The organism is Pseudomonas peli, assembly GCF_050563605.1.
Lineage (GTDB): Bacteria > Pseudomonadota > Gammaproteobacteria > Pseudomonadales > Pseudomonadaceae > Aquipseudomonas > Aquipseudomonas peli_A.
Map to the genome: position 1 here is coordinate 457,084 of NZ_JBNXUH010000002.1, position 24,728 is coordinate 481,811.

General features: G+C 58.8%; 6 protein-coding genes and 2 pseudogenes. 3 read left to right on the forward strand and 5 right to left on the reverse strand.

The features are described 5' to 3' along the window. Window positions 1-83: 83 nt before the first annotated feature. Window positions 84-14,504 carry a retention module-containing protein gene (locus ACQ4LH_RS04390; protein WP_430696090.1) on the reverse strand — a complete coding sequence of 4,807 codons (14,421 nt, stop codon included), beginning with the start codon at window positions 14,502-14,504 and terminating at the stop codon, window positions 84-86. 438 nt (window positions 14,505-14,942) lie between these two features. Here ACQ4LH_RS04390 and ACQ4LH_RS04395 point away from each other — a divergent pair, with 438 nt between their 5' ends. The 3 genes from ACQ4LH_RS04395 to ACQ4LH_RS04405 are packed head-to-tail and all read left to right on the forward strand — an operon-like array spanning window position 14,943 to window position 19,849. Continuing rightward, window positions 14,943-16,298, forward strand: a complete 1,356-nt coding sequence (locus ACQ4LH_RS04395) for a TolC family outer membrane protein (protein WP_430696091.1) — start codon at window positions 14,943-14,945, stop codon at window positions 16,296-16,298. Between the two features lie 33 nt (window positions 16,299-16,331). Beyond that, entirely contained in the window at window positions 16,332-18,482 is a 2,151-nt protein-coding gene (locus ACQ4LH_RS04400) for a type I secretion system permease/ATPase (RefSeq protein WP_430696146.1), read from the forward strand. An 8-nt stretch (window positions 18,483-18,490) separates the two neighbouring features. After that, window positions 18,491-19,849 (forward strand): HlyD family type I secretion periplasmic adaptor subunit, encoded by a 1,359-nt coding sequence (locus ACQ4LH_RS04405; protein ID WP_430696092.1) that lies wholly within the window; start codon window positions 18,491-18,493, stop codon window positions 19,847-19,849. A 56-nt stretch (window positions 19,850-19,905) separates the two neighbouring features. Here the strand turns inward: ACQ4LH_RS04405 and ACQ4LH_RS04410 are convergent, their stop codons facing one another. The 4 genes and pseudogenes from ACQ4LH_RS04410 to ACQ4LH_RS04425 all read right to left on the reverse strand — a co-directional run. Then, a complete protein-coding gene (locus tag ACQ4LH_RS04410) occupies window positions 19,906-22,086 on the reverse strand; it encodes a retention module-containing protein (protein ID WP_430696093.1) in 2,181 nt (726 codons plus the stop codon). 199 nt (window positions 22,087-22,285) lie between these two features. Next, window positions 22,286-22,897 carry a tRNA-uridine aminocarboxypropyltransferase gene (locus ACQ4LH_RS04415; RefSeq protein ID WP_430696094.1) on the reverse strand — a complete coding sequence of 204 codons (612 nt, stop codon included), beginning with the start codon at window positions 22,895-22,897 and terminating at the stop codon, window positions 22,286-22,288. Window positions 22,898-22,993: 96 nt separating this feature from the next. Then, window positions 22,994-23,968, reverse strand: a pseudogene (locus tag ACQ4LH_RS04420) (methyl-accepting chemotaxis protein); the annotation flags it as partial. Window positions 23,969-24,277: 309 nt separating this feature from the next. Beyond that, window positions 24,278-24,589 (reverse strand): annotated as a pseudogene (locus ACQ4LH_RS04425) (PAS domain-containing protein); the annotation flags it as partial. Window positions 24,590-24,728 lie beyond the last annotated feature (139 nt).

Sequence of the window (24,728 nt, forward strand, 5' to 3'; positions counted from 1 at the left end):
CGCATTCCACACCTAACAGCCGATCCGACACAAGCGGAGCATGTGGAAATAGGCTCACCGTTTACCGGCGAGCCTATGCGTTTCTAGGCTGTTTTCAACGCATTGTCGTCCAGCATATTCATGATGACAGTAGCCTCGTCACTACTGCCGTAGAGCGTCGAAAGATTCACATTGTCCAACATCACCTGCTGCTCTACTGGCCCCGCTACTACCGTACGGATACTGATGGTTGTGGTGGTGCCTAAGAACGCAAAGTCCAGGTAATCCTGCAGCACATTCGGATTCGTCCCGCCCCCCGAAAGTAACTGCGACAGATCCAGGATGTCGGAGTTGACACCTGCTGTGTCTACATTGAAGTCTGTGATGTGATCCGTTCCACCGCCCAAACCGCCTTTTTGCCACAGGTAGGTGTCTTTACCCGAGCCACCAGTCATGGTGTCAGCACCCAGCCCACCAATCAGGATGTCATCACCACCATTGCCGACCAACGTATCGCCACCAGCACCACCGAACAGCAGGTTGGCGCTGTTATTGCCGGTTAATGTGTCGTTAGAGTTCGAACCGATCAGATTCTCGATGCTATTGAGGGTATCAGTCCCTGCCCCGCCGGTATTCTGCGCAGTGGTAACACTGAGGTTGACGGTTACAGCCGAGCCAGCATCGATATAACTCGCTGTATCAATCCCAGCACCACCATTCAACGCATCGTTACCAGCACCTCCAACCAAGATGTCGTTGCCATTACCGCCGTTCAGGGTGTCGTTACCACCAAGACCGATCAGAATGTCATCTCCGTCGCCACCATTGAGCGTGTCATTTGAACCGTCACGCCCAAGCAGGATTTCATTACGGAAGCTGCCCTCAATAGTGCTGCTGCCCGCTGAACTGCGATCCAGCACAACGTTGGCGCTACCGGCGCTGGTGGTATAGCTAAACGTTCCCCCGTTATCACTGGATCCGTTCTCTGTGAAACGCACATTATCGCCATTGGGTGCCACACTGCCACTTGAACCATTTGCAACTGAGAGTACCGACAGCAGCGAACTGTTGCTCCCCGTATCATTGGCCAGCAAGGCCCAGCGCGGAATATCAATGACATCAGAACCGGACTGCGTAGCAACGTTGCTTAGCACCAGGTCATCACGTATCACCAACGGTTGATTACCGCTGCTGATGGCAATGCTCAGATTGGCACTGGCCTGATCGCCATCATTGTCCATTAGGGTAAAGCCGATACTCAGCGCAATAGCCGTGGTGATGGTGCTTGGCGGTGTATACAGGTAACTGCCGGTCAACATGTTAACCGCCAGGCTCGAACCATTGCCCAAGGCAATGCTCAAGGTGTTACCCGCCAGCGGACTACCGCCGTTGACCGTATTACTCGCCTTGTCGTAGGTGTATGTGGTCGCCCCAAGAGTCACGCTACGCACATAACCACCATCGGCGCCAAAGCCGCCTCCGTTATCGCCCAGGTTGCCACTCAGTGGCGATGCCTGTGCCAGCGAAGTCAGCGTCTGGGTCAACTGGCCGAAATCGGTCACCACCATGGCGTTGATCGCACCACCTGAAGAACTACCGTTATAGGCGATGGGCTCCAAAGTACTGCTCGTGGCATTACTGCCCATGCCAAGCGCATAAGAACGAATGTTGTTGGCGGTCAGGAAATTGATCCAGACCTGCTCTTCCGATATACCGGTGTTGCCGCCATAGGCTGCCGGCCAATCCGAACCGGCCGAACCGCTGCCAGTCTGGATACCCGAGTCGCCAGTCGGTCTGTTAGGCGCACCATCAGAGAGGAAGTAAGCCACGTTTTGCACATCGCTTCCGCTCAGTTTGCCACCCGAAGAACCAGTTTGCCCAAAGGCATTGATGGCATTGATTAAGGCCGCGTCATAGTTGGTATTGCCACTGCTACCCAACGCCAGAACTGCCGACTTGGCTGTAGCAATATCCACCCAAACTTGGTTGGTGGTGGCATTTGAGCCGAAGGTCACCAGAGTAACCTTCACGGCGCCCAAAGCCTCATACTGCTCGAACAGTTCCAGCAAAGCATTCTTGGCAACCTGCAAGCGCGTCATGCTGCCAACACCCGAACCATCATCCATGCTGCCAGATACATCGAGCACAACCATCAGGTTGGTCTTGAGACCGACATTGGCCTGACCTGAACGATCAATATCCTTGGCCACCGGACTGTCATCATCGACGTTGATGCTCAGCGAACCAATTGCCTGATCACCATCCTTGTCGGTCACGCTGTAGTTCAAGGTGAAAGCCTGATTGTTCTCGGCAGCACCCGGTTGATGCATGATTGGCGCATTTTGCGTAACGTTGTATGCACCTGTCGCGCTGTTCAAGGTCACTGTCAGTACTGTGGTGGCTCCCTGTTTGACCAGCAAGTTGCTGCCCGACAGCTCATAGGTAAAGCCACTGGGGTTGCCAGTGGTCAACCATTGCACGCTGCCGGCACCGTCAGCACCGTAAGTAAAGCTCAACGTGCCATTGGTATTGGCCCCGTTAGTATCGTCCCCGGTGCCACCTGCAAGACCACCTGGCAAGGCATCATCATCCAACAGCGCAATCGGGTTACTGCCCGCTGTTGGCGCGTCGTCCTTGAAGCTTATGGCGTTACCCAGGTTGAGCGTGGCACTGGCCGAATCGCCATCCTTATCGGTGATGGTTGCAACCAGTTGAACCAGATTGGCTGAAGCAAGGCTGCTGGCCTGATCCGGGCCATCGTTGGGGGTATGCATCAGCGCACGCTGCTGATCCAGACTCACCACTCCCGTGGTGCTGTTGACCGACACCACAAAGGACACTGCGCCCCCTGCACCGCCAACCTTACCGACGATATTCGCCCCTTCTTTATATAGCAGTATGCTTTGATTCGTCGCCGAGTCCACCAAGCCGCTGTTGGCTCCGGCCGCGCTTACGTTCAGGCTGTAGACCAAGCTTCCAGCGCCATCAGCACCATAGACACTGGTGAATGCAGCGGAAAAATTGGCCGTGGCATTTCCTGCCAAGTTCGTCTCATCAACTTGCAGGCTACCAGCTAACGCTTGCCCAGCGCTGATGCTCGGCGCATCGTCGCGGAAGCTGATTGCACTGCCCAGATTGAGCGTGGCACTGGCCGCGTCACCGTCCTTATCGGTAATGGTTACAACCAGCTGTACCAGATTGGCTGAAGCAAGGCTGCTGGCCTGATCCGGGCCATCGTTTGGGGTATGTATCAGCGCACGCTGCTGATCAAGAGTCACCACTCCCGTGGCGCTGTTGACCGACACCACAAAGGACACTGCGCCCCCTGCACCGCCAACCTTACCGACGATATTCGCCCCTTCTTTGTATAGCAGGATGCTTTGATTCGTCGCCGAGTCCACCAAGCCGCTGTTCGCACCGGCGGCGCTCACATTCAGGCTGTAACTCAAACTACCGGCGCCGTCCGCGCCGTAAGCGCTGTTAAAGACTCCGGAGAAGCTCGTCGTAGCATCCACCAGCAGGTTAGTTTCATCCACCTGCAACGAACCGGCTGCAGCCTGAGTGGCAGTAATAGTTGGAATGTCATCCTCGATATGCACCAGGAAATCGCCGACCAAAGCGACAGGGTTCACACCGTTATTGGCCAAAAGAATGCTGGCAAAGTTCAGCACCAGTAACTCATCGTCATCACCATTGGCCAATGGATGATCCAGCGGGCCACTGAGGGTGAAGGTGTAATCGCCGTTGCTTTGCACCTGCAAAGTAAACACAGTCGCCGCGCCCGCTTTTGCCGTCAACGTATCACCGGACACGCTGTAGACCAGACCCGTTCCACCAGAGCTTGCCGCAGGCAGACCTGCCGTGTTGCTCGATAGACTGAATTGCACGCCTGCTGCTGAGCCCACCACCAGCTCAGTAACACTACCGGTAGCCACTGCAGTTACCGCATCACCATCGGTGATACCACCAGACAGCTCATCTTCGTCAACCTTGGCGATAACTGGGCCGCTGTCGACTACATAGACTGTCAAGTTAGCGCTGGATGGGTCACCATCCTTGTCGACAATGGTGTAGGTGAAGGTTTCAGTTTCATCGCCCGCTGCAGCCGGTGCTTGATAGGTCCACGCCCCGGTGCTGAAGTTGAAGCTCAGCTTGCCGCCTTCAGCAGTGGTGATATTGCTCAACTGGCTACCGGCAATGTTAGGCCCGGAACTCGGGTCGATAGTGCCTGCACCATCCCACACATAGGTGATGCCATTGATCACGATGGACTGAATATAGCCAGGGCCGTCAGCACCAAAGGCATCGTCATCACCGCCGCCAACAACGCCATCACTGCCCAGCAGCACATTGCCGCTAACCAAAGCACCAATCTGACCCAGCAGGGTGTCAATCAGCCCATTGAAATTAGCGACCAGAATAGGCGCCCCTATGCCATCCAAATCAACATCCTGCAGGCGCTGCGTGTTGATGCCGTCACCAATACCAATGGTGGTGACATTTACACCCACCGGGCCATTAATGAAGGCATTCCAAGCTGTAGCCGTTGCATTGCTCAGCGAGTTACCGCCCGAGCCAGTCTGTTCATTGGGGTTACCGTCACTGATAAAGAACACTTGGTTGCTCGCCCCAGCAGTAGGGGTGTAAACCGCCATGGTTTCCTGAATCGCTGCAGTAAAGTCCGTCTGCCCATTGAACGGACGAGTTCCAGTCTCGGTCGGGTTGAGGCTGCCGATCAGGGTCGAGAAGGCGGCGTAGTCGGTAACCGCGGCGTAGGACGTCGCCGTACCGGAGAAGGCAACGACCCTGATCGTCACATCGCCTGTGGTGCCATTGAACAATGCCTGCCCGGCAGCACGTACGGCCTGCAGCATGGTGTTCAGCTCGGTGTTATTGATGCTGCCACTGAAGTCCAGCACAAAGGCCACATTGAAGTCCTTGCCTTGCGAGGCTTGTACTGTGGCAACGTCGTTCTGGGCTTGTGGGGTGTCATCGTCGACATTGATCGACAGGGTGCCGTTGGCCGTGTCGCCATCCTTGTCAGTGACCTGATAGCTCAGGGTGAACGCCTGATTATTCTCCAGGTTGGCATTGGCATGCTGGATCGGCGCGTTCTGGGTGACGCTGTAGACACCCGTGCCGGTGTTCAGCGTCAGCGTCAGCACTGTGGTAGCGCCTTGCTTGACCAGCAGCTGCGAACCATCCGGGCTTGCCTGGTAGGTGAAGCCGCCCGGCGCTCCGGATTCCAGCCATTTCACCGAACCGGCACCGTCAGCACCGAAGTTGTGCTGCAGAATGCCACCGGCATTCACCGAGTCGGGATCGTCGGTACCGCCGGGGCCACCAGTTATGCCATTCGCCAGCGCATCATCATCCAGTTGCACCATGAAGTTGCTACCCACGGACGGACCGTCGTCGTCGAAGGCGATCTTGCCGCCGAGATCCAGGGTCTTGTCGGCACTGGCGAAGTCACCGTCACCGTCGGTGATGGTCGCGGTCAGGGTCAAGCCGATTTTGCCAGCAAGCAGCACTTCCTCCTGATTGCTGTAGTTGCTGTTGGCGCCTGGCAAATCATGGGATATCTCCTGGAACTGGGTCAGAGTCACCTGCCCAGCTACAGCATCCACCGACAGCGAGAAGACGGTATTGCCCACCGCTACCCCTGCCAGGGATGCCGACGAGGAGCCGATGATCTCAGTACCGATCTTGTACAGATAGATCGGGCCGGCTGCACTGTTCATGCCTGAGGCCAGCGGGCCATTACCACCTGCAAGCAAGTTGAGGCTGTAGGTCTGAGTGACCGTGCCGGGGCCGTCCGCACCATGGTTTGGAGTCACCACGAAGGCACCCGAGAAGCTGCCGGCATCGGTATCGGAAGCGCCACCGATGGTCTGGGCATCCTGGGTGTTCAGTGACGGCGCAGGTGCAGTACCGAAGACCACGCTGATGCTCGGCCCGTGATCGTCGAAGGCCACACGGCCACCGAGATCCAAGGTCTTGTTGTCGGTGGCGCTATCACCATCATCATCGGTAATAACGACCGTACCTTTCAGACCCACCAGCCCAGTACCGAGTACGGCCTCCTGAGCCCCATAGTTACTGCCGACGCCCGGCAGGCTATGGTCGACCTCCTCGAACTGAGTCAGGGTCACTTGACCAGAGCCATTCACCGAAAGACTGAAGATAGTGTTGCTTGGGTCGACACCCCCTTCGATGGCGGAAGTCGAACCGTAGATCACACCACCAGTCTCATAGAGGTAGATGGTCGCGCCATCGCTGCTGAGGCCGGACGAACTGCCCTCCGCAGCCAACAGCACCAGCGCATAGCTGGTACTCACGGTGCCAGGCCCATCTGCACCGAAGTTTGAGCTGACAACACTAAAAGCGCTGGAAAAGCTGTCGGTATCGCTATCCGAGGCGCCGCCAATAGTCTCGGCATCCTGGGTATTGAGCGCCTCGGTATTCTGGCCGAAGCCCAGGCTGATGCTTGGGCCATCGTCGTCAAAGACCACCTTGCCGCCCAGGTCCAGGGTCACATTGTCACTATCGGTATCCTGGTCATAGTCAGTGATGCTGGCAGTGCCCTTAAGGCCTACCAATCCTGCGCTGAGTACTGCTTCCTGAGCATCATAGTTGCTGGTATCACCCGGCAGTTCATGGTCGATTTCCTGGCGCTGGGTCAGAGTCACCACTCCCGTGCCGCTATTTACCGACAGGGTGAAGATGGTGTTGCCGAGAGTGATCGCACCCTCGCTGCCTGCGGTAGAGCCAACAATCACCCCGCTGTCATTCTGATAGAGCCGAATGGCATTGCCATCACTGCTCAGTCCAGACAGGGTGCCCTCAGCCACCAGCAAAGCCATGGAGTAACTCCAGGTCACCGCGCCGGGGCCATCGGCACCATGGTTGGCAGTGATCGTGAAGGCGCCACTGAAGTCATTGCTGGCAGTATCGATGGCGCTGCCGATGGTCTCGGCATCCTGAGTATTGAGATCGCCACCACTCTGGCCACTTAGACCGACATCAATCAGCGGGTTATCGTCCTCAACATGGATCAGGAAACTACCGGCCAGTGGCAGCGGATCGCTGCCATCGTTAGCCTGAAGGACGCTGGTGAAGTCGAGGGTCAGCAACTGGTCGTCATTGCTGCCATCCAGCGGGTGATCCAGGGATTGTTCCAGATTGAAGGTGTAGCTGCCGTCATCCATTACCTGCAGGGTGAACACCACCGGGCCGGCAGGGCCGGCAGTCGCGGTCAAGGTGTTGCCGAGAACGCCGTATACCAAGGCTACCCCGCCCGATGTAGCCGGGGTGACGCCACTGCTATCACTCGACAGGGTAAAGTGCGCACCCGCATCCGGCCCCACAATCAGCTGGGCCACACTGCCAGTAGCGACATCGGTGACGCTATCCAGATCGTCGATGCCGTCGGGCAAATTGTCTTCGTCCACATAGCCTTCAACCGGACCGGTGTCTTCGACGTGAACCGTCAGGGTGGCGGTCGAGGGGTCGCCGTCGTTATCGACGATCACGTAATCGAAGGTCTCGATCTTGTCGCCGTTGACATCAGCCGGAGCCTGGTAGCTCCAAGCACCGGTGGCGAAGTTGAAGCTCAGCTTGCCGCCTTCGGCGGTGATGATATCGGTCAGCTGTTCGTCACCGTCGACCGCGCCATCCCACGTGTAGGTGGTGCCATTGATTTCGATGGAGAGGATCTGCCCAGGGCCGTCGGCACCGAAGGCGTCGTCGTCGCCACCGCCCACGGCATTGTCGTTGCCCAGCAGCACATTGCCATCTACTAGACCGCCGAGGACGGCATCCAGCAGGGTATCGATCAGATCATCGAAGTCACCCACCAGAATCGGTGCTCCGTTGCCATCGAGATCGACATCCTGCAGCCGATCCTCGTCAATACCGCCGCCCACGCCGATGGTGGTGACATTGAGGTCGTTATCGTTGATAAAGTCCAGCCAATCGCTGGCCGTGTCATCCTCGAGGGAGTTACCTCCCGTGCCCAGCTGCTCATTGGGACTGCCGTCGCTGATGAAGAACACCTGATTGCTCCATCCTGGAATCGGCGTGTAGGCGGACATGGTTTGTTCGATGGCGGCGGTGAAGTCGGTCTGTCCGTTGAACGGCCGGGTTCCACCGTCATCCGGGTTGATGCTGTCGATCAGTGCGGAGAAGCTGGCGAAGTCGCTGATCACCGGATAGGACAGAGCCGTGCCGGAGAAGGCCACGATCTGCACGTTGACATCGGATGCACCGTTGAACAGCGCCTGAGACGCGGCACGCACGGCTTCCAGCATCTGATTCAGCTCGGAGTTGCTGATACTGCCGCTGAAGTCCAGCACGAAGACCGCATTGACGTCGAGCGGTTGTCCAGACTCCACCACGGCGTAGTCGTCCTGTGCCTCGGGTACATCGTCCTCGACATTGATGACAAAGCTGCCTGGTGCGAAACCGTCCACCGGGTCGCCGTCGCCGTCGGTGGCGGTCAGCACGCCGGAAAAGTCGATCGGCAGGCCAAGCAACTGATCATCGTCGGTACTACCGGGCAGTGGGTGATCCAACGGCCCGAACAGTTCGAAGGAATAGCCCCCACCAGCAGTCACAGTCAGGGTGAAAACCGGATCGACCCCGGTCATGGCCGTCAGCACGTTGCCAACCACCGAGAATGTCAGTGGCGTACCGTCCGAGGTCAGCCCCTGGGCTTCGAGCGTTGCGATGTCCAGTGGGTCGTCACTCAGACCGAAGTCGCCAGCACCGTCAGCGCCGAAGTTGACCAATGCACCCAGAGTGCCGTCAGGCGCACTGGTACTGGTGCCCGTAACGTCGCCGTCACCTATGCCACCGGGCAACTCATCCTCATCCACCTGACCGGAAACCAGTGGGATCGGCTGCTGTGTCTGGTCGTACTGCAGCGGCATGGCGACCGGCACATCGTCTTCCACTTGAATCACGAAGCTGCCGGGATTGAGTCCGTTCAGCGGGTCACCATCGCCATCAGTAGCGGTGACCAGACCGGAAAAGTCGATCGGCATGCCGAGCAGTTGGTCGTCGTCAGTGCTACCCGGCAGCGGGTGATCCAACGGACCTTGCAGGGTGAAGGTGTAACCGCCATCAGCGTCGATCTGCAGGGTAAAGACCGGCTGGCCGCCGGCGGTAGCAGTCAACAGATTGCCCACCACACTGTAATCAAGCGCCACGCCGCCCGACGTCAAGTTCTGCGCTTCCAGGGCGTCCAGGGCATCGGGGTCGCTGCTCAGGCCCACGCTGCCTGGGCCGTCTGCCCCGAAAGCGATGGCGTTATGCAGGGCACCTGCGGCACCCACTGCCACGTTGGTGGTGACATCGCCGTCGGTAATGCCTGCCGCAGTTTCGTCCTCATCGACCTGGCTACTGACCCAAGGCCGCTGGCCGACCACCCGAGCCTCGGGCACGTCGTCTTCGACATCGATGGTGAAGCTGCCTGCATCCAGATCGACAGCCAGTGGGTCACCATCGCCATCGGTGGCGGTGATCAGACCGGAGAAGTCGATGCCCAGACCTGGCAGGGTCTCGTCATCGAGGCTGCTGTCAGGGATCGGATGGTCGAGCGGGCCACTCAACACGAACTCGTAACCACCGTCCGGTTCGACCGTCAGCGTGAAGATGGTGTTGCCGTTGGCCGATGCGGTGAGCACATTACCCACCACCAAGTAGCTCAGCGCAGTGCCTTCGGACTTCAGCGACTGGGTTTCCAGCGAGCTGACATCGGTCGAGAGGCCCATGCTGCCAGGACCGTCAGCGCCGAAGTCGACCAGTACAAACAAGGCCCCCGAAGCGCCGGTGATAGTCGTAATCTGGCCACCTTCCGGATTGCCCTCGTAGGGAGCCCCCTCCACCACGGCAAGGGCGTCTTCCTGCACTTGCTGATTGACCTTGTCCTTAGCGTCCTGACCCGGCATCGGCACATCGTCTTCAACGTTGACGGTGAAGCTGCCGGCAGGGAAAGCGCCGGCCAGCGGGTCGCCATCGCCGTCGGTGGCGGTGAGCACACCGGAGAAATCGATGCCCAGGGCCGGCAGTAGCTCATCATCGAGCGTGCCATCGGGGATCGGATGATCCAGCGGGCCGCCGAGCACGAACTCCCAACTTCCATCTCCGTTCACCGTCAGAGTGAAGATGGTGTTTCCGTTGGCTGTCGCGGTCAGCACGTTACCCACTACCGCGTAGCTCAGAGGAGTGCCTTCGGAGGTCAACGCTTGGGTTTCCAGAGAGCTCATATCCGAGGACAGGCCCATGGCGCCAGGACCGTCCGCGCCGAAGCTGACCAGGCTGAACAACGAACCTGCCAGGCCGCTAGTGACAGTGACTTGGCCACCTTCAGGGTTACCGTTGTAGGGCGCACCTGCCCCCGTGTTCAAGGCGTCTTCCTGCACACTGCCGCTAACCGCGATACCCTCGCCGGTAGCCGCAAGCGGCACGTCATCTTCAATATCAATCGCAAAACTGCCAGCAGGGAAGCCGCCCACCAGAGGGTCACCATCACCGTCGGTGGCAGTCAACACACCGGAGAAGTCGACGCCTACACCAGGCAGATCTTCACTGTCATTGCCGTCCATATCCGGATGATCGATTGGACCACTGAGTACAAACTCGTAGCTGCCATCAGGGCTCACCGTCAGGGTGAAGATAGTCTCAGCGCCCGCAGTAGCGGTCAGCACATTGCCAACCACGGCGTAAGTCAATGCGACACCGCCAGAAGTCAGCGCCTGCAAGTTCATAGAGCTGACATCGCTGGACAGACCAAAGCTGCCAGGGCCATCCGCACCAAAGTTGACCAGGGCCGACAAGGTTCCGGCCGGGCCGCTGACGGTGGTGCTCTGCCCACCTTCTGGATTGCCATCATGGGGCGCGCCGGCTCCCGTGGTCAGGGCGTCTTCCTGAACGCTGCCAAGCACACGAATGAACTCTTGCTCACCACCACTGGCCAGTTGCGGCACGTCATCTTCAATATCAATCGCAAAGCTGCCAGCTGGGAAGCCGCCCACAAGAGGGTCGCCATCGCCGTCGGTGGCAGTCAACACACCGGAGAAGTCGACGCCTACGCCAGGCAGATCTTCGCTGTCATTGCCGTCCATATCCGGATGATCGATTGGGCCGCTGAGTACAAACTCGTAGCTGCCATCAGGGTTCACCGTCAGGGTGAAGATAGTGTCAGCACCCGCCGTGGCGGTCAGCACATTGCCTACCAGGCTGTAGCTCAACGCCACGCCAGAGCTGCTGAGCGCCTGACTGTTCAGCGAGCTTAGATCGCTGGAGAGGCCGAAGCTGCCGGGGCCGTCTGCGCCAAAATTGACCAAGGCCGACAAGGTTCCGGCCGGGCCGCTAACGGTGGTGCTCTGCCCACCTTCTGGATTGCCATCATGAGGCGCGCCAGCTCCCGTGGTCAGAGCGTCTTCCTGAACGCTGCCAAGTACACGAATGAACTCTTGCTCACCACCACTGGCCAGTTGCGGCACGTCATCTTCAATATCAATCGCAAAACTGCCAGCTGGGAAGCCGCCCACCAGAGGGTCACCATCACCGTCGGTGGCAGTCAACACACCGGAGAAGTCGACGCCTACACCAGGCAGATCTTCACTGTCATTGCCGTCCATATCCGGATGATCGATTGGACCACTGAGTACAAACTCGTAGCTGCCATCAGCGTTCACCGTCAGGGTGAAGATAGTGTCAGCACCCGCCGTGGCGGTCAGCACATTGCCCACCAGGCTGTAGCTCAACGCCACGCCAGAGCTGCTTAGTGCCTGACTGTTCAGCGAGCTGAGGTCGCTGGATAGACCGAAGCTGCCAGGGCCATCTGCGCCAAAGTTGACCAAGGCCGACAGGGTACCGGCCGGGCCGCTGACGGTGGTGCTCTGCCCACCTTCTGGATTGCCATCATGGGGCGCGCCGGCTCCCGTGGTCAGAGCGTCTTCCTGAACGCTGCCAAGCACACGAATGAACTCTTGCTCATCACCACTGGCCAGTTGCGGCACGTCATCTTCAATATCAATCGCAAAACTGCCAGCTGGGAAGCCACCCACCAGAGGGTCGCCATCACCGTCGGTGGCAGTCAACACACCGGAGAAGTCGACGCCTACGCCAGGTAGGTCTTCACTGTCATTGCCGTCCATGTCCGGATGATCGATTGGACCACTGAGTACAAACTCGTAGCTGCCATCAGCGTTCACCGTCAGGGTGAAGATAGTGTCAGCACCCGCCGTGGCGGTCAGCACATTGCCCACCAGGCTGTAGCTCAACGCCACGCCAGAGCTGCTTAGTGCCTGACTGTTCAGCGAGCTGAGGTCGCTGGATAGACCGAAGCTGCCAGGGCCATCTGCGCCAAAGTTGACCAAGGCCGACAAGGTTCCGGCCGGGCCGCTAACGGTGGTGCTCTGCCCACCTTCTGAATTGCCATCATGGGGCGCGCCGGCTCCCGTGGTCAGGGCGTCTTCCTGAACGCTGCCAAGTACACGAATGAACTCTTGCTCATCACCACTGGCCAGTTGCGGCACGTCATCTTCAATATCAATCGCAAAGCTGCCAGCTGGGAAGCCGCCCACCAGAGGGTCGCCATCACCGTCGGTGGCAGTCAACACACCGGAGAAGTCGACGCCCACGCCAGGCAGATCTTCACTGTCATTGCCGTCCATGTCCGGATGATCGATTGGACCACTGAGTACAAACTCGTAGCTGCCATCAGCGTTCACCGTCAGGGTGAAGATGGTGTCAGCGCCCGCAGTAGCGGTCAGCACATTGCCAACCACGGCGTAAGTCAATGCGACACCGCCAGAAGTCAGCGCCTGCAAGTTCATAGAGCTGACATCGCTGGACAGACCAAAGCTGCCAGGGCCATCCGCACCAAAGTTGACCAAGGCCGACAAGGTTCCGGCCGGGCCGCTAACGGTGGTGCTCTGCCCACCTTCTGAATTGCCATCATGGGGCGCTCCAGCTCCCGTGGTCAGGGCGTCTTCCTGAACGCTGCCAAGTACACGAATGAACTCTTGCTCATCACCACTGGCCAGTTGCGGCACGTCATCTTCAACATCAATCACGAAGCTGCCGGTGTTAAAACTGCCAACAGAATCACCGTCGCCATCGACGGCCACCAATACGCCGGAGAAATCAATCGCCAGCTCCAGTAACTCGTCGTCATTGCCATCGGCGAGCGGGTGGTCGAGTTGGCCGACCAGAGTGAAGGTGAAACTGCCATCGCCGCCCACCTCCAAAGTGAAGATGGTCTCAGCCCCTGCCGAAGCGGTTAGCAGACCGCCAACCACGCTAAAGCTAAGAGCAGTACCGCCGGAAGCGAGGCCCTGTGCCTCAAGACTGGAGATAGCAGTCGAACTTCCAGAAAGACCGAAACTGCCGACACCATCGGCACCGAAATTGACCAGTGCACTCAGGGTGCCTGGGCCGCCGGAGGCCACGTTGGTAATTGCATCGCCATCGTTGATGCCATCAGAGGTCTCGTCCTCATCGACGATGGCAGCGACCAAGGCGCCCTCGCCTTCGGCGAGAATGGGCCCGTCGTCATTTACCAAAACATCAATAAACACAGTAGGCGAAACATCGCCGTCGAGATCGAACATCCGCACAGGGAAGCTTTCGCCAACTTGATCAGCAGCTCCTGTGGCATTGGGGTTTGTGTGATCAAAGGTGTTGCTGGTGAGGGTATAAGTCCAGTTGCCAGCCGCATCCACGGTCAGAATGCCGTACTGCCCTTGAACCACACCGCCACCAGTTACATCAATCCAGTCGCCGTTGACATCCTGGACTTCCAGTGCGGACACACCATCCGGAGAATTGATGATGATGGTGCCACTGGCCTGCTCAGAATTACTGGCAGGATTGGTCCCGCCAGCCAGGCCCTCTTCATCCACGATTGCTGGGCCGGCAACCAACGTACCGCTACCGTCTTCGTATTCGATATCTATATCTGGAGTGAAATCCGGAGCATCCGGCGCCTCATCACTTACCACCGGTTCAGGATTGGGAAATTCCGGCCCGGTGCTCAGCCCTTCCGTTGGGAAGCCAATGATCGGATCAAGCGCGCCGCCGGTTTCACCTAGCAATACGAAGGAGTGGCCGCCGCCCACACCGCCAGCGCCACCGGCCCCACCCGCACCTGGGCCAGCTGCGGTTGCTTCGCCTTCAAGAGTCGGGTCGACACCTGCCTCGATGGCGGCCTGCAATTGCTCAACATCGGTCAGATCGCCGTCACTCGGCGCAGCCGGAGGCGTTTCTGCGGTTGGTGCTGGCTGATTGGAACTGCCTGCGAGCATTTGCTCGGTGAGATTAAGGCTGCTGTCGCGGCCTAGAGTGAGTTGCTGCCCATTGCTCATGGCAACCGCAATAGATCCCGCAGCCCCAGTAACGATTTGCTCCCCCGCAAAAACCCGATCACCTTCACTTAGTGGCCGACGCGTTCCGTCGCCAGCTACTGCATAGACTTCGCCGATAACTTGGCTGACGACACCAATCAAAGTAGCCATGATTCCATCCTCACTACAACTGCCGACCACCGCCGACACGTATGCCAAAAAAGGTCGAAATACCCTTCAAGGAGAGAACGAAAGCACTGGCTGATTACAACGACGTCACACTCAAAAACACAAACGACAAAAAACTGTCACCCTGACCCACGTCGCCCACCACACCAGAAAGATCCCGCCCCTATTTGCATCTGACCATCTGTTTTAGCCGCGCACGCCACCTAAGAGCACGAAATGCACGGCTTCTGGATGGAAACAATGTGCTGCTTTTCTCAGACTGCATAAGATTTTTTTCTTATAGGCCTTGTAACAATTTTTTCTTAGCTACGCTTAAAACTGTTCTTAGCTGTGATGTTACAGGCTGAGAGTAATCCACAAGACAGATAAGCCATTTTTTTGGCGACGGGATTTAGAAAATCTTATAAGGAGAGTTACCAGATGCGCGCACTCAACCCTTTATGGAGCAGTATCGTGCTGGCAGCGGTCTGTACCCAGGCACAAGGCATTACCTTATCGGAGGCGATCCAGGGCACGCTGGACAACCATCCGGAGGTTCATGCTGGGGCCAACAGCCGCCTTTCATCGGATGAAGAAGTCAAGATTGCTAAAGGCGGTTACCTGCCAACCGTCGACCTGCTGATGGGTTATGGTCGAGAAAATACCGACAGTCCGAGCACCCGGGCGCTGGGCAACCACAACACCGAAACACTCAATTACGGCACTTCGGAGCTGCGTCTGCGGCAGATGCTATTTGATGGCTTTAATACGCCTAATGAAGTGGCCCGCACCAAAGCGGTGGTGAACTCGCGGGCCTATCGCCTGCTGGGCACTTCGGAAAGCCTGGCCCTGCGTACCGTCGAGGTGTACCTGGACCTGCTGATGCGCCGTGAAATGGTCGAGCTTGCACGCAACAACCTGCAGGCCCACCAACGTATCAATGATCAGATCAGCCTGCGCAGCCAGCAAGGCGTTGGCAGTACCGCAGACCTTGACCAATCCGAAGCACGTTTGGCGTTGGCCGAGAACAACCTTTATACCGAGCAGGTAAACCTGGCTGATGCTGAAGCTAACTTCTTCAGTGCCGTTGGCCGCATGCCCGACGAGCTGGTCTCTCCCGCCTCACTGAAAGGTTCATTGCCGGAGAATCTGACCGATGCTCGGCAAGCAGTAATCGATAACAACCCTTTCCTAAAATCCGCACAGTCCGACGTGCAAGCAGCCGAGAAACAATACGAAGTCGCCAAATCGACCTTCTATCCACGCGTGGACCTTGAGCTGGCCACCAATGCCGACAACAACACCCAAGGTGATGAGGGCCACAACAATGGCTGGCGCGCGGCCGTTGTAATGAACTACAACCTGTTCAACGGCATGCGTGACAAGGCGCGCCTGCAATCGACTGCCCATCAGATCAATGAGTCGATGGACATCCGCAACAACGCCCTGCGCGTACTCAACGAAAACCTCTCCCTGGCCTGGAACGCCATGGAAAACGCCCGACTGCAAACCCCCAAAGCCCGTGACTACGCGGACTACACCGCGCGGGTTCGCGAAGCCTATCAACAGCAATTCAGCCTGGGTCAACGCACCCTGCTCGACCTGCTGGACAGTGAAAACGAGCTATTTACCGCTAACCGCCGCTACAGCGAAGTGCGCTTTAGCGAAGAGTTCTCGATGTACCGGGTAACCGCAGCGATGGGTGACTTGTTGCGTCAGCAGCAAGTGGTAGTACCGGCAGAAGCTGTAGCCCTCACTGAAGTGAAGAGCGAGGCCCGTCTGCCGGACATGAAGTAGAACCGGCATAAGGAGTAGTAAACCTTGACCACCATGGAACGGCCGGGGTCATCCAGCGATCCGCGTCTTAATCACGACGACCCGCTGCTTGATGGCTTGTTGATTCTCTGCAAACTCCACGGCTGCTCAGCCAGCCGTGGCAGCTTGAGTGCAGGCCTGCCGTTGCCAGAGCAGCGCCTGACCGCCGAGCTGTTACCACGCGCTGCGGCGCGAGCGGGTTTGCAAGGACGTTTGCTACAGCGCGATCTGGCCAGCATCTCCACCCTTAACCTTCCCGTACTGCTGCTGTTGAAAAACGGCCGCAGCGCTGTGCTACGTCAATGGGGCCCAAAGAACCAGGCGCAGATACTGCCCTGCGAAGCCGATGGCGGCGAGCAGTGGGTCAGTCGTGAACAACTGGCCAGCGAATACAGCGGCCAAGCCTTCTTTGCCCGCCCACGGCATGAGTTGGAAGAAGCACGCTCACCACTGGTACCGCGCATAGAGGCCTGGTTTCGCGACACCCTGAAGCTATCGCGCTGGCTGTATACCGATGCCATCCTCGCCAGCCTGCTGATCAACCTGCTCGGCCTGATGGTGCCGCTGTTTGTCATGCAGACCTATGACCGCGTCGTACCCAACCAGGCCACCTCGACACTCTGGGTACTGGCCATCGGTTTGTTTATTGGCATGGGCTTCGAGTTGCTGCTGAAAATCCTGCGCTCGCACCTGCTCGATACCGCCGGCAAGAAAACCGATGTGGTGCTGTCAGCCACCTTGTTCGAGCGCATCACCGGCATGTCGATGAAAGCCCGCCCGGCCACCATCGGTGGGTTTGCCCAGAGCATCCATGACTTCCAGGGCCTGCGTGAATTTCTCACGGCCGTCACCCTCACCAGCCTGATCGACCTGCCCTTCTCATTTCTGATGATCACGGTGATCTGGCTGATTGGCGGCTGGTTGGTTGTTATCCCCCTCCTGGCGTTCCCGATCACCGCCCTCTTCGCCTTTATCATTCAGGCGCGCCTGCGCGATACAGTGGAAAAAAGCCTGCAACTGGCCTCGCAACGCCAGGCGCTGCTGATCGAAACCCTTGGCGGCCTGGAAACCCTGAAAGCCTGCAGCGCGGAAAGCGAACGCCAGCATCAGTGGGAAAAAACCCATGGTGCCCTCACCCGCCTGGATATCCACGCCCGCTCATTGGCCGCAATCGCCACTAACGGCACGCTGTTTCTGCAGCAGTTCGCCGGCATGGCCACCATCGTGGCTGGGGTTTACATCATCATCGCCGGCCAGCTCAGTGTCGGTGCGCTGGTGGCCTGTTACATGCTGGGCAGCCGTATTCTCGCGCCGCTTGGGCAAATTGCCGGACTGATCACCCGCTACCAGCAAGCGCGCCTGACCATGACCAGCACCGATGCGTTGATGGCCTTGCCACAGGAGCGTCAGGCCAAACAACGCCCACTGGACCGGACCCAACTGCATGGCGCGCTGGATGTACGCGACGTCACGTTCAGTTACCCCGGGCAAAGTACCCCGGCGCTTGCAGGAATCAGCCTGCGCCTGACTGCCGGCGAACGCGTCGGCATCATTGGCCGCAGCGGCTCCGGCAAGAGCACCTTGGCGCGCTTGGTGATGGCGTTCTATAGCCCGGACAAAGGACAGATCCTGCTGGACAACCTCGACCTGCGTCAGCTCGACGTGGCCGACTTGCGCCATCAGATTGGTTACGTCGCCCACGACCTGCCCCTGCTGGCCGGCAGCCTGCGCGACAACCTGACCTTGGGCGCACGCTATGTGAGCGATGCACGCATGCTCGAAGTGGCCGAACTGACCGGTGTGGTCGATCTGGCCCGGCAACATCCACAAGGCTTCGACCGCCCCGTCGGCGAGCGCGGCCAACTGCTTTCCGGTGGGCAACGTCAGGCTGTGCTGCTGGCCCGCGCCCTGTTACTCGACCCACCTATTCTGCTGCTGGATGAACCCACCAGTGCGATGGACAACACCAGCGAGGAAATCCTGCGCAACCGCCTGCAAACCTGGGCACAAGGCAAAACCATGCTGCTGATCACGCACCGCGCTTCCATGCTCAGCCTGGTTGATCGCCTGGTGGTGCTGGATAACGGCCATATTGTTGCTGACGGCCCTAAAGAAGCGGTCATTGAAGCGCTACGCAAAGGTCGAGTTGGCCCCGCAGCGGTATAGGAACGCTCATGCAAATAAGCACCTCGATTCGCGATTACTTCGCCAGCATGCGCCAGCGCAAGCAGGACACCGAGTTTATGCCGGAGGTCGACGGGGCCATTCTCGAAGACTCGCCCTGGTTTACCCGCATCACCGTCTGGGTGGTCAGCACGTGCCTGATCGTGGCGTTGATCTGGGCCAACTTTGCCGTGCTGGAGGAAGTCACAACCGGTGAAGGCAAAGCCATTCCCTCCAGCAAGATCCAGGTCATCCAGAACCTGGAAGGCGGCATCGTTAGCGAGATATTTGTGCGCGAAGGTCAAATCGTCGAAAAAGGCGCAGTACTGCTGCGCCTGGATGACACGCGCTTTCTCTCCAATCGTGGGGAAGCCGAAGCCGACCGCCTGGCCCTGGTGGCACGGGTCGAGCGCTTAACCGCAGAAGCTGAAGGTCGCCCCATCAGCATGCCGGCGGATATTCTGCGCGAGGCTCCGCAACTGGCCGAGGATGAGCTGGCGCTATACCAATCTCGGCAAAACCGCCTGCAAAGCGAACAACGCACCCTCGGCGAACAGCTACGACAAAAAACCCAGGAGCTGGCCGAGTTCCGTGCCAAGGCTCAGCAATACCGTTCCAGCGTGGGCCTGCTGCAGCAGGAACTGAACATGTCGCAGCCCCTGGTCGCAACCGGTGCGATTTCCCAAGTGGAAATCCTTCGCCTGCGCCGCAGCCTGGTTGAAGTACGCGGCTCGCTGGATGCCACCAACCTGGCGATCCCGCGGGCCGAATCGGCGATGGATGAAATCAAGAGCAAGATCGAAGAGTCCGAGCTGAGTTTTCGCTCTGACGCCTTCAAAGAGCTCAATGAAATCCGCACCGAGCTGCAGAAACTTACCGCCTCCAGCGTGGCCATTGACGACCGCGTCAGCCGCACCACCGTGGTCTCCCCCGTGCGCGGGGTGATCAAGCAACTCAAGGTCAATACCATTGGCGGCGTAGTGCAGCCTGGCAATGACATGCTGGAAATCGTGCCGCTGGACGACAGCCTGCTGATCGAGGCCAAGGTACGCCCTCAGGATGTGGCCTTCCTGCACCCAGGGCAGAAAGCCATGGTCAAATTCACCGCCTACGACTACACCATCTACGGCGGGCTCAGGGCCAATCTAGAGCTGATCAGCGCGGACACCATCACCGATGAAGAAGGCAACAGCTTCTACCTGATCCAGGTGCGTACCGATAAAAGCCATCTGGGCAGCGATGAACACCCGCTGCTGATCATCCCCGGCATGGTCGCCACCGTGGACATCATTACCGGCGAGAAAAGCGTGCTCGACTACCTGCTCAAACCGGTACTGAAGGCTCGTTCGGAAGCCATGCGCGAGCGTTAGACGTGGAGCTCGGCAAACAGCTTCTATGCAATATGGCGAAGCCCCGAGCGTTCAGCTCACACCGAATCCACCCGCAGTGCCTGGTCGCCGAACAAGCCATCGATCATCCGCGTGGTATCCACGCCGCCGCTGACAATGCCACCAGCGCCAGGAGTGACGCCGTAATGCGTGGCCAGATCGATACCGGACAGCTCGATGGTCTGGGTCGCCGGGCCTGCGCCACTGGGGCTGACCGAAATCAACGTGCTCAGCGACCCGCCGTTATCGACCACGGCAAAGTTGAGGTAATCGCTCAAGTTGCCGGATGTCTCGCCGCTGAGTAGATCACTCAGATCCAGCGCATCGCCCGCGCTGCCGCCCAGGGTGAAGTCGAGAATGCGGTCATGACCTTGATTGCCCGCACTCCAGACGAATGCATCCGCGCCGCTACCGCCAAGCAACAGGTCATCGCCCATCCCGCCGATCAGGGTGTCACTGCCGCCCTGGCCGAACAGCACATCGTTGCCCGCCCCGCCGACGAGTAGGTCAGCGCCGCCACGCGGGTCGCTGCTGAGGTTGAGCGTCATGGCATTCTCAACGATGTAGCCGCGCACCTGCTCCACGCTGGGCACGCCTCCGCCATTGCTGGCTTGCAGGAAGTCCAGCAGGGCCTGATAGCCCTGGCCGTCGTGGCTGCCGGCGGGATTTCCGGCCCAGGCCAGATGGTCAGTGTTCAGGCTGTCGCCGAAGATGATGTCGTGACCCGCGGCGCCGTAAAGCTGGTCGGCACCGAGCGGCAACGGGATGAGGTCAGTGGAATCACCGATCAGCAGCGCCTGCAATTCCTCGGCGCGGTGCACGATCTGCGACTCGCCGGTCGGGGCAGTGACCGAGCTGCCATCTGGCAGGAACACAGTGCCAATACCGCTCAGGCTGGTGTTGTCGAACATATCCAGCACCGCCGAGGTGCTGGCCGAACCTATGCTGATCGCATGCACCTGAATCGAATTACCGCCAATGCCGGTCTGCAGCATGCTGTTGGCGGCCTGCAGGGCATCGTCGACATCGCGGAAATTGGTGATATTGCCGGTATCGAGGACCGGATTACCCAGCGCATCCAGATACACCGTGGGTTGCCCGTCAGAGAGAATAAAGGCCAGTTGCTGGTAATTCTGTGCACTGTCGGCGCCGGCCACGCTGATCTGCTGATTGAACCACTGCGTAGCCTCGGTAAAAGCGGCCTCATAGTTAGTGAGGCCATGAGCCTCGAGGGCGTCGATGGCCGCCAGCAGCAGGCCCACGTTGGCCGCATTGAGCCCATAAAGGGTGGTAACCGTCCCCAGGTTGCTGTTGAACGGCACCAGTTGCACGTTGATCACACCATCGTGGTCTTTGAGCTGGTTGGCCAGATGAGTTAAGGCAGCCTTGGTCAACTGCATCTTTATCGCACCGGAACCCGACTCGTAGGCCATGCTGCCCGAGGAATCCACCAGCAAGGCGATGTTGTAGTTCTTGCCCGGCGTAATCAGGCTCTGTACCCCGCCCGCATCGCCGACCAATACATCGTTACCGGAGCTGCCAGTCAGACTGCCGGCGCCATCGACGTCCAGCGGGCTGGGCACCAGATGCGGTGCGCTGCCCCCGGCCTCGTCGTCGGCATTGCTGCCGACCACCAGCAAGGGTGGCGACAACGGAGGATCCACTGGCGGGACCGGATCTATTGGCGGCGTTGGCGGGTTCGGCACCGCGGGATCGACGTCATCCAGCGTATCGGCGGCCGGCAGCAGCGTTATATCCAGGCTGAGGAACTGCGGCGGCCCGGTGTCGAAACCGATCTCTGGTTGCAGCTGGCCACCCGTCTCGCTCAGCAGCACGAACGAATGACCTCCGCCGCCATTACCACCTTCCTGCGGCCCGGCCGCCGGTGCTTCTGCAATCTGGGTAGGATCTTCATTAGCGGCAATGGCACGTTGCAGCGCCTCCACCTCACGCAATTGCTCGGCGGTGGGCTCAGGTGGTAATTGCTCCTCTGCCTGGCCGGCGAGCCATGCCGGGCTGAGCAACAGGCTGCTCGCGCGGCCCATGGTCAGATCGCCTCCCTGGTCGAGGCGGATTGCCACCGCACCGTCACTGGCGCAAACCAACCGCTCGCCAAGAAACACCCGGTCGCCTTCGACCAATAGACGGGTTGAACCGTCGCTCGCGACAGCCGAGACCTCGCCAACAACCTGAGTAACCACCCCAACGGAATTGCTCATGCATTCTCTCCTTGATAAGCGGCAGAGCAACGCGAGAGGCGTACCCGATCCGATCTGTAGTGCCAAGCCAACGCACAGGTGTTGGGCAAGCAGATCGAGTACTTGGTTTAACTAATCGTTAAGACCGTTTTTCCCATATTTGGTAAGGGGTTATGCGATTTAGGCTAAGCATGCGCTGTCGCCCCACGCAGATAGTTTTTCAACGGTCTGCTGGGTCCAGGTGGTTACGCTGATAGGTCTGCTCGCCCATGGCCTCGATCTGTCCTTCGATCAGGGCCTCGAACGGCCTCAATAAGGCATCGAATTGCGCCGGGGCCTCCAGAGTTGCCAGCGCGCTGACAATGGCTTCGATGGTCGAGAGCGCGCCTGCTTGCGGCGCCTTGCGCAACCGGTAGCGCGACTGCAAGCCAGGCTCCAGGCTGACCCGCGGCAAAGCAGCCAGCAACGGATTGCAGTGCAGCAGCTTGCGCGCCTTGCGCCAGGTGCCATCGGGCACCACCAGCAGGGTTGGCTGCCCAGCCGCTTGTTCGGCGAACTGCGGCAATGGCAGCGCGCCCTCCCCGGGAAACAGCAAGCAGCTCTGGTAACCCGGCTGATTGAGCAACGCTGGCAATGAATCAAACACTTCGCCCACCAACAATTCGGCGTTACTTAAGCCAAGTGCTGCGAGGCGTGCGGTATTTAGCGCATGCCTGACTTCGCTCGGGTGCTGCAAAATCAGCACCCGAGTACGGCTTGCTAAACAGGGAATAAGCGCGCACAGGCAACGCTCGGATGGGCGGGTACAACGTGGGCATTGCGGGCGTGGCATCGGTCTCTCCTCGGCCGCGCAGTTTGCCATAACACATAGAAAATCGGCCCACCTCACATACGAGGTGGACCGATAAGCATGCACACGAGCCGTTATTCAGCGGTTAAAGCGCTCCGCCAGGCTGTGCAGGTAATCCGCCATATCTTCCAGCTCCTGGCCAATTGCCGCGCCCTGATGCGCCTGCTCGGCGCTGCGGTCGGAGAGCTGGGCAATCTGGGTAATCTGCCGGCTGATATCTTCCGCCACATGGCTCTGCTCTTCAGAAGCCGAGGCCATCTGCTGACTCATGCCGGTGATGCGGCTAACCGCTGCACTGATGCCATCCAGCGCGGTACGCACAGACTCCACACTCTCCACGCTCTGTTTGGAAATTGACTCGCCCTTGCCTGCCGTTACCACCGCCCGTTCAGCGCCGGCACGTAGTGAGGAAATGATCTGGTGGATCTGCTCGGTCGACTCTCGCGTACGTGAAGCCAGCGAACGTACCTCATCAGCAACCACCGCAAAGCCGCGCCCCTGCTCGCCTGCGCGCGCCGCTTCGATTGCAGCGTTAAGCGCGAGCAGGTTGGTCTGCTCGGCAATCGAGGTAATTACATCCGCCACGCTGCCGATTGACTGAGTGGAATTGGCCAGGTCATTCACCGCCTGGCCGATATCCACCACCGCCTTGGCCATATGGTGCATGGAGTCGAGACTGCCGCTGGCCAGCTGCAAGCCCTGCTTGGCCAGCCGATCCGCTTCCTCGGCGGCATGCGAAGTGCTCTGCACGTTGTGCGTCACCTCCTGAATGGTTGCCGCCATCTGGTTGATCGCCGTGGCCGATTGATCGGTTTCACTGCGCTGTTGGTCAAGCATCTTCGCACCGGAGCGCGACAGATCGGCGGAACGAGTGGCGTGTGTCTTGACGTTTGCGCCGGCGTCCTCAATACGCGTCAACGCTGTTTGCAGACGTGCGTCTTCGCTGATCATCGCCATATCCAGCAAGGCTTGCGCGCCACGGCTGTCGGTATAGGTCAGGGCGACCAGCGCACTGGTAAATGCCTTGGGATGCTCGGCAAGCGTGCGCCTGATCAAGCTGCGCTTGGCATGCAGCTGATAAGAGCCGAGACCAAACATGGCCACGAAAATAAAGCCCCACAGCCATGGACCGCTCAGTACAAAGTGCGCACCGAGAATCAGCAGGCCGGCCAAAATCAGTGGCCATGACTGGATAAAATCGTATGTCCAGTACTCCAGCCTGGGCACCGGCGGTTTGCCCTCACGCAAGCGCGCATAGAGCTTTTCGGCACGACGCTTCTGCGCCTCATCAGGTAAGGAGCGCACCGACTCATACCCGGCAACCCGACCATTTTCGTAGATCGGTGTGACATAAGCGCTTACCCAGTAGTAATCACCGTTTTTCGAGCGATTCTTGACGATCCCCATCCAGGGTTTGCCCTGCTTGATGGTCTCCCACATATGGCCGAATACGCCGGGAGGCATATCAGGATGGCGCACCAGGTTGTGGGGTTGGCCGATCAGCTCTTCTCGGGTAAAGCCGCTGATTTCGACAAAGGCGTCGTTGCAGTAGGTGATGTTGCTATTTAGATCGGTGGTGGAAATGAGCCGCTCATGCCCGGGAAACGTTCTTTCCCGCTGAGTTACTGGGAGGTTCTGGCGCATTGGAGCTATCCCTGTCTGAGCTATTTGCATAACTGCAGGTGTAGGTCTAGCACAGCAGTGCCAACACGCTAGCAAATGCTTGTTTTAAATCCGGCGGTAATGATCAGGGCTGTTATCGGCGCATAGCAGCTACAGCCAGACGTTATCTGACCATAGCCAAGTGCATGCA

Excerpts from the sequence above, each read along its gene's own strand:
- ACQ4LH_RS04390 (WP_430696090.1), bottom strand. The coding sequence starts at position 14,504 with ATGGCTACTTTGATTGGTGTCGTCAGCCAAGTTATCGGCGAAGTCTAT.
- ACQ4LH_RS04395 (WP_430696091.1), top strand. The coding sequence starts at position 14,943 with ATGCGCGCACTCAACCCTTTATGGAGCAGTATCGTGCTGGCAGCGGTC.
- ACQ4LH_RS04400 (WP_430696146.1), top strand. The coding sequence starts at position 16,332 with ATGGAACGGCCGGGGTCATCCAGCGATCCGCGTCTTAATCACGACGAC.
- ACQ4LH_RS04405 (WP_430696092.1), top strand. The coding sequence starts at position 18,491 with ATGCAAATAAGCACCTCGATTCGCGATTACTTCGCCAGCATGCGCCAG.
- ACQ4LH_RS04410 (WP_430696093.1), bottom strand. The coding sequence starts at position 22,086 with ATGAGCAATTCCGTTGGGGTGGTTACTCAGGTTGTTGGCGAGGTCTCG.
- ACQ4LH_RS04415 (WP_430696094.1), bottom strand. The coding sequence starts at position 22,897 with ATGCCACGCCCGCAATGCCCACGTTGTACCCGCCCATCCGAGCGTTGC.